Here is a 6,300-nt window from a genome sequence, read left to right as displayed (position 1 = left end):
GAGTTTCACCGTCTCATCCAGTGCGTACGTGCCGCTCACGTCGAAACAGACCTGCGGAACATGCGCTTGCTGCGGATCGAACCCGACCATTCCGGTGACCCCACACGGGCCCGGGCGACGTTGAGTTCCGGCCGCGTTATTGACCTCACGTTCAAGACTTCTGACAACCACGGCGCTGTGGTCTTCGGGGTCTTGACAGCAGAGATGGAACCCCAGCGATGAGCAACACCGCACACAAAGACGAAAACTCACTACCAATCAATCAGACACCTGTCGGCGAACTTCTCGGCGAAGAACTCGAGTTTCGGGGATGGTCGCAAGCCGACTTCGCCGCCGTGATTGACCGTCCGACCCAATTCGTATCCGAAATCGTGACTGGCAAGAAAGAGATCACCCGCGAATCGGCCGCCCAGATCGGCGCGGCTCTCTCCCAAACGCCGGAATTCTGGCTGAAGTTGCAGGACCAATACCTTCTGGCCCAGCAAGCAAAGAATCCGACGACGCAAGCGAAACTCGACGACGTGCGACGCCGGGCCCGCCTGAACGAGCTCGCACCCATTCCTCTTCTACGGAAGAGGAAAGTCTTGATCGGTTCGACGCTGGACGAGCTTGAGGCCGAGGTGATGGAGTTGTTCGAACTCACCTCGATCGACGGTCAGCCTGCGCTAGGAGCAGCAGCCAGGCGCGCGAACCCCGAGGAAGACATCACCATGTTGCAGCAAGCATGGGTCGCCTGCGTTCGAAAACAAGCTAGAAAGTGGCCTCCAGCCAACGACTATTCGCGCGAAATGCTCGACAAACTTGCCGCAGCACTCCCACGGTCGGTTCAGACAGCCGAGGACTTCACCACGCTGCCCGACCAATTACGCGATGCGGGCGTCCGGCTGGTTTACGTCGAAGCCCTACCCGGCGCCAAGATCGACGGGTGCGCGATGTTCGTGGACGGCTACCCGGTCATCGGGCTATCTGGACGCGGCAAACGCCTCGACAAAGTCTTGTTCACCTTGCTCCACGAGATCGCCCACATTCTCCGTGGACACGTCGACGACGCACCCATCGTCGAGGAGCTGGACGACAGTGACGCACCAGAGTCAATCCGTGAGAAGGAAGCCAACGACGGCGCCGGCACGTGGATCTTTCCGAACGGACACCCGCCGGTGCCCGCCCGGATCAACGCGCCATGGGTAGAACAGACTGCCGACAAACTCGGACTCGCGCGCATCGTGCTAATTGGCCAACTGCAGAAACGGGGCCGCTTGGATTGGCGGACAACACTGGCCAAGAATGCCCCCTCGGTCAGCGATGTCCTCCCGCGCTGGGAATAGCAAAGGCCTTGTGCCACAGGCCGTCCCACGCTCAACACCGCCGCGCATGCCGCCTCTGCGGGTCAAAGCCCTAATTGGGTGGCGGCGTTGTCGTCCCACACCGTGTGGATGCGGACGTAGGTGCCGAGGGTGGCCAGGGAGCGGTGGCGGGTTTGGTGGGCGATGGCGCGGTCGGAGGCGCCGCGCAGGTGGGCGTGGGTGACGAAGCCGGCGCGCAGGCTATGGGCGCTGTAACCGGCTGGATTGGCGCCGGCGCGGCGAATGGCGTTGCGTACCAACGTGTTCACCGATTCGGGGTGTAGTCGGCGGTTCAGGGCGTGGTTGCCCTTGGAGACAGGTCGGAAGACGGGTCCGGTGGTGATGTCGGCGGCGTCGAGCCACGCGCGCAGGGCGGTGACGGGGCAACGCCGGGGATGGCCACCGTGAGGAATTACGACCAGTTCGGGTTGCGCGCCGGTTTGGTTGGTCTTGGACCGACCGATGGACAGCACCAGGCCGCGGGGGTGCTCGGCGAAGTGGACGACGTCCAGGGCGGCCAGTTCGCTGCGGCGCAGGGCGGTGACGAAGCCGATCAGGAGCAGGGCGCGGTCGCGCAGCCCGGCGAGGTCGGGTTCGGGATCCCGATCCGCAGAGGCCCAGGTCCGGGTGGCCGGGCAGGCGTCCAGCACGTCGTGCAGCAGCGGCGGCATCAACGGGAGAGCTTGGACCGGTGGGGTGGTGTGGGTGCGGCGGATCCCTTCCCAGACCGCCAGGACGCGGGCTCCGGTGGTGGGGTCGGGCAGGTCGTGCACGGTGTGGGCGAAGGTGATGGCTGAGAGCCGCCGGCTGATGGTGCCGACCTTCAATCCTCGGGCGGCGAGGTGGGTGAGGTAGCCGGTGAGGGTGGCGGGGTCCGCGGGCAGGGGAGTGTGGCCGGCGGTGTCGCACCAGGTGGTGAAGTCGGTCCAGTCGGCGCGGTAGCCGCGCACGGTGTTCGCCGCCCGGGCGGCGTCGACGTAGCGGGCCTCGGCGGCGGTGAGGGTCTGGCCGGAGACCACCGCGACCGGGTGGGTCGGGCTCGACGAGACGGGGGAGTGCTCGCCGGTCGTCACTGGGACAGCCTAGGCATCGGGCCACGATTACACGGGATTCCCTGCATTATCCCCGGTAATAAATCTACTCCATTTTCGACTAGACGAACTTCGACCCATCACGCCTTTTGCAGGCAGCAGCTCCACCGCAAGGATGAGGCATGACTCGCGATGGCGCGACCACCTCCGCCAACCCGCCGCACCGCCGACATGCCCGGACACCTTCTTGACGATCTGCGGCTCGAACGTTGCTGCCCGATCTCGCGGCACGTCGATGATCTCGACCGGGCCGGTGGTGTCGGTCAGCACCGTCTTGGCGCGGGTGCCGTTGCCGACGTTGCCCGTCCCCGCCTCGGGCGAATCGTGTTTCTCATAGCCGAGGTGCTCGGTCATCTCCTCGTTGAGCGCGGTCTATAGGACCGTCTTGGTGAGTTGCTTGAGCAACCGTCGGGCCCTGTCAGTGACAGGCCCTGTTCCTGGGCCAGCCGGACCAGCTCGACCGCTGCTTTCTGCTCAGCGGACTGCTCCGCCTGCTTCTTGGCCACGTCATTCAGTGTCGTCATCACGGCGACCTTTCTCGCCGAGCATCGCTCAGCGTGTCAGGCCGAAAACACCGTTAAATCCGAGGAGGCCGCAAACCCAGCAGGTCGATCAAGACCAATCGAGATCTTTGACGTCGTCGCTGTCCGGACAGATCCGTGGAGACGGGGAGCGAGTGGGCTGTCAGCTGGGGCGGGGGCTCAGGCGCAGCGTGAGGTCGTAGGGCTTGAGGGTCATGGCTTCGGTGGCGGTGAGTGTGTAGCCCGGCCGCGGCTGCAGGTCGAAGTGGTGAAGGACGGCGGCAAGGGTCAGGAGCATCTCGTGGGTAGCGAATCGGCGGCCGAGACACGATCGCGGGCCCGTGCCGAACGGTTTGTAGGTGCGTTTGGGAAGTTGGTCGAGGTTTTCAGGGAGGAAGCGGTCAGGATTGAACACGTGGGCATCGGGGCCCCAGGGGTTGGAGCGGTGGGCGGCGATCAGATGGACGAACACCCATTCGCCTGTGCGGAAGTGATGTTGCCCGCCGATGGTGGTGTCGTGGCGTGCGCGGCGGAAGTATCCGGGCGCGGCAGGCCACAGCCGAAGGGTCTCGTCAATGATGCACCGGAGATAGGTCAGCTGGTCCACATCGTCGAATTCGATGTTTTGAGAGGCGCTGGCGGCCCACAGGGCGTCCACCTCGCTGCGAGCGCGTGCTGCCACGTGGGGGTTTTCCGAAAGAAAGTGCAGCGCGAAGGAAATTGCGTTTGCGGAGGTTTCACTTCCGACGACGAGCAGGGTCAAGAGTTGGTTGACGACGTTGTCATCGCCGAGTTCAGCGCTGGTGTTGGGATCAGGGTTGTCAAGGAGGGCGTCGAGCAGGTCGCCGTTCGTCCCGGGGGTTGCCTGCCGACGCCGAGTGGCGACGATGCCGGCAACCTGCTGACGAATCGCAGTCTTGTCGGCGGCGTGCTGTCGCTTCCTGTCGTCCAGGTCGTCGGTGGTGTGCCGGTCGGCGTAGGCGAGTTCACGCAGAAAGGTGGTGACGAACGGAGGTTGGCGTAGGTCGCCGAGGTCGCCGAAGGTGAAACTCATTGCTGCGCGGGCGATGATTTCAAGGGTGAGTCGGTTGGCGTCGTCGGGGATGCGGGTCCAGCCACCGCGAGCGCTCTTGCGTCGCCAAGAGGCGACGAGTTCGTCGATCGTCGCGGTCATGGTGTCGTGGTAACGCTGCATGGCGGCTCGGGTGAAGAGGGGCACGAGGACGTCGTGTGCCTTGGTCCAGTTGGGCTCATCGTTGTCCGCGGTGAACAATCCGTCACCAAGGAGGTCGCCGAGTCGGCGCAGCGAGGGTCCGAGGTGTTTCTGCCAACGAGATTCATCGTTGACTTCATCGACCAGGGCGGCGTCGGCCAGAAAGACGACCGGTTGACCGATGGGGGCTTGAATCATTCCCGCGCCGGTTTCGACCAGTTTCGCGGTGACCTGCTGGACTGGCCTCTTCGCGTTCATCGTCATGAGGTCGCCGATGATGGGGAACCGGAAACGGCTCGGTGCGTCTGGGGTCACGGTAGCGGACTCGCTTTCACATCAGGGTTCGCAGCGCTGGGCCTCACGGTGGCCGCATAGGCGGGGGTCCACCATTTCGCGAGTGCCAGCAGGTGCTTGGCCTCGTCACTGAGAGTGGTTGATCGTAAGCGTAGGTCTGGTGGTGGGCCATTTGGCCCAGGCGGAGCGCCGGCGTCTTTGGCGCGTGCTGCGAGGGCGAATTCGTAGGCGCGGGTGGCGGTGGCGTGTTCGCGCGGCGGCACGTGGTGTGCGCTGAGGAAGCGGGTTCGTTCTGCGGTCGATGCGGGGTGCGAATAGCGCCGCAAGTGCAGCAGGGCGTCGCGGATTTCGATGATGGTGTGGTGCAGCTGCAAGGTGGTCTTTTGCCGTCGGCCCTCGCCAGGGTGGGCGACGTCGAAACCGCACTCCGGGGTGATGGTGACCATGCTCGTCCGCAGCGGCTGAAGACCTCTCCAGGCGCGGCTGGTGTGATCGAGGCCCAGGGAGCCAATGAGCCGGGAAGCCACCGTGACCGTGCCGAGGGCGAACACGGCGAGCGCGATGCCGAAGAACTCGAATCCGTGAAACCACCGTCGGAATTCCAGGGTGTCGGTCCACCCCAATTGGTCGGTGAGGGCCAACAGTAGGGCCTCCAGGCAACCCGCAGCCGTGACGACGCCAAGTAGTAAACCGCCAGCTGCCAGGACGAATTCACGCCGACGTGTGCTCTTGCGGAGTTCCTGACCGAACATCCACATCACCCGGGCCGACAGCGCCAGGATCATGGTGAGGTAAAGGGCCCATGCCACGACCGCGTCCCAGCCGCCAGATGTTTCGAGGGTCAGGCCAGCGATGCGGGCACGGGTGGCTGCAACGAGGAAGGCTATGCATAGGCCCACGGCGGCGGCGCGGTAGTAGCGATGGCACCGGCGAGTTTCGCTGGGCGACAGTCCCGTCCACAACATGGTGAACCCGATCAGTTCGGTGGAGGCGAAGATCATTGCCACGAACGCCAATTGTTGAGCGGTGGTGACCGACATCAGGGCACCGCGGGTGAGCGCGTCCTCCACGGCGTGCTCCCGCAGCAGTTGCGCTATGAGGACCAACGCCATCAAGTTGGTGTAGTAGCAGTCGTAGAGATTGGTCCTGCACCATTTCAGGCGCGCTGTGAGAAGAAGTGACATCAACGCGATCAGAGGCCACGCGAGGGCGGCGGGAACGGTAGAGGTCATCGATGCCGGAAGAAGGCGTTGCGCATCATCGTTGACGTGGGGTCATTTGCCTCGGCGGCGGCAATCATCAGTAGTGACGCGAATGTCTCGGCCTCACGCTCTTGGTCGCTGTCGCAGTTCACGCGCCCCAGCACCGCACGTACCGTTTCGGGGTCCAGGTCGGGCATCGCTTGGCGACACAGATCGTTCTTGCGCGCGTGATCGTCGCCGAAGGCCGGTGTTCGGCGGTGGTCGAGCAAGATGTGGCCTAGTTCGTGCCCAACGATGTGATCGATGTGATAGTCGGTGGTGCCCACTTCGTGCAGGATTAGGTCGTCATCGTCGCGGGCAAGCCAGAGCCCACACGGGCTGTCCGCTAGGTCCGCCGTGTTCGTGGGAATCAGGGTGATGAGACGCCCGCGCATCTCAGAGACGTTGCGCACGAGGGCCTCTCGGTCCCAGGGCACCGGTATAGGCTGGCGGCGAGCCAATTCCAGCATCTGCGCGTTTGTCAGTCGCGTCATCGTATCCGGCCCTGAACTGCGGCTGCTACTTGTGCTTGGGCGGGTCGGTTCGTGCACCGTCTACTGGCGGCAGTCGTTCGAGGTGCCGCGCATGGTCGACGAT

Annotated in this window: 5 protein-coding genes and 1 pseudogene; 1 reads left to right on the top strand and 5 read right to left on the bottom strand. The window is 64.2% G+C overall.

Translation table 11 applies throughout. The annotated features are described in order from the left end of the window. Positions 1–218: 218 nt before the first annotated feature. A complete protein-coding gene (locus WAW85_RS04430; protein ID WP_422558435.1) occupies positions 219–1,325 on the top strand; it encodes an XRE family transcriptional regulator in 1,107 nt (368 codons plus the stop codon). Between the two features lie 62 nt (positions 1,326–1,387). Here the strand turns inward: WAW85_RS04430 and WAW85_RS04425 are convergent, their stop codons facing one another. The 5 genes and pseudogenes from WAW85_RS04425 to WAW85_RS04405 form a co-directional block, all read right to left on the bottom strand. Beyond that, entirely contained in the window at positions 1,388–2,416 is a 1,029-nt protein-coding gene (locus WAW85_RS04425) for a site-specific integrase (protein WP_422558434.1), read from the bottom strand. A 201-nt stretch (positions 2,417–2,617) separates the two neighbouring features. Beyond that, positions 2,618–2,958: pseudogene (locus tag WAW85_RS04420) on the bottom strand (transposase); the annotation flags it as partial. Between the two features lie 160 nt (positions 2,959–3,118). Further along, entirely contained in the window at positions 3,119–4,483 is a 1,365-nt protein-coding gene (locus WAW85_RS04415) for a cytochrome P450 (RefSeq protein WP_422558433.1), read from the bottom strand. Next, positions 4,480–5,646: an MAB_1171c family putative transporter gene (locus WAW85_RS04410; protein ID WP_422558432.1), complete on the bottom strand. Its 1,167-nt coding sequence runs from the start codon at positions 5,644–5,646 to the stop codon at positions 4,480–4,482. The genes WAW85_RS04415 and WAW85_RS04410 overlap by 4 nt, the downstream gene beginning before the upstream one ends. A gap of 44 nt (positions 5,647–5,690) precedes the next feature. Further along, positions 5,691–5,990: a hypothetical protein gene (locus WAW85_RS04405; RefSeq protein WP_422558431.1), complete on the bottom strand. Its 300-nt coding sequence runs from the start codon at positions 5,988–5,990 to the stop codon at positions 5,691–5,693. Between the last annotated feature and the right edge of the window lie 310 nt (positions 5,991–6,300).

The organism is Gordonia sp. (in: high G+C Gram-positive bacteria), from assembly GCF_049299075.1.
Lineage (GTDB): Bacteria > Actinomycetota > Actinomycetes > Mycobacteriales > Mycobacteriaceae > Gordonia.
Note: the sequence above shows the minus strand (reverse complement) of the source record. Positions and strands in the feature narration are given on the sequence as shown.

Excerpts from the sequence above, each read along its gene's own strand:
- WAW85_RS04430 (WP_422558435.1), top strand. The coding sequence starts at position 219 with ATGAGCAACACCGCACACAAAGACGAAAACTCACTACCAATCAATCAG.
- WAW85_RS04410 (WP_422558432.1), bottom strand. The coding sequence starts at position 5,646 with ATGTCACTTCTTCTCACAGCGCGCCTGAAATGGTGCAGGACCAATCTC.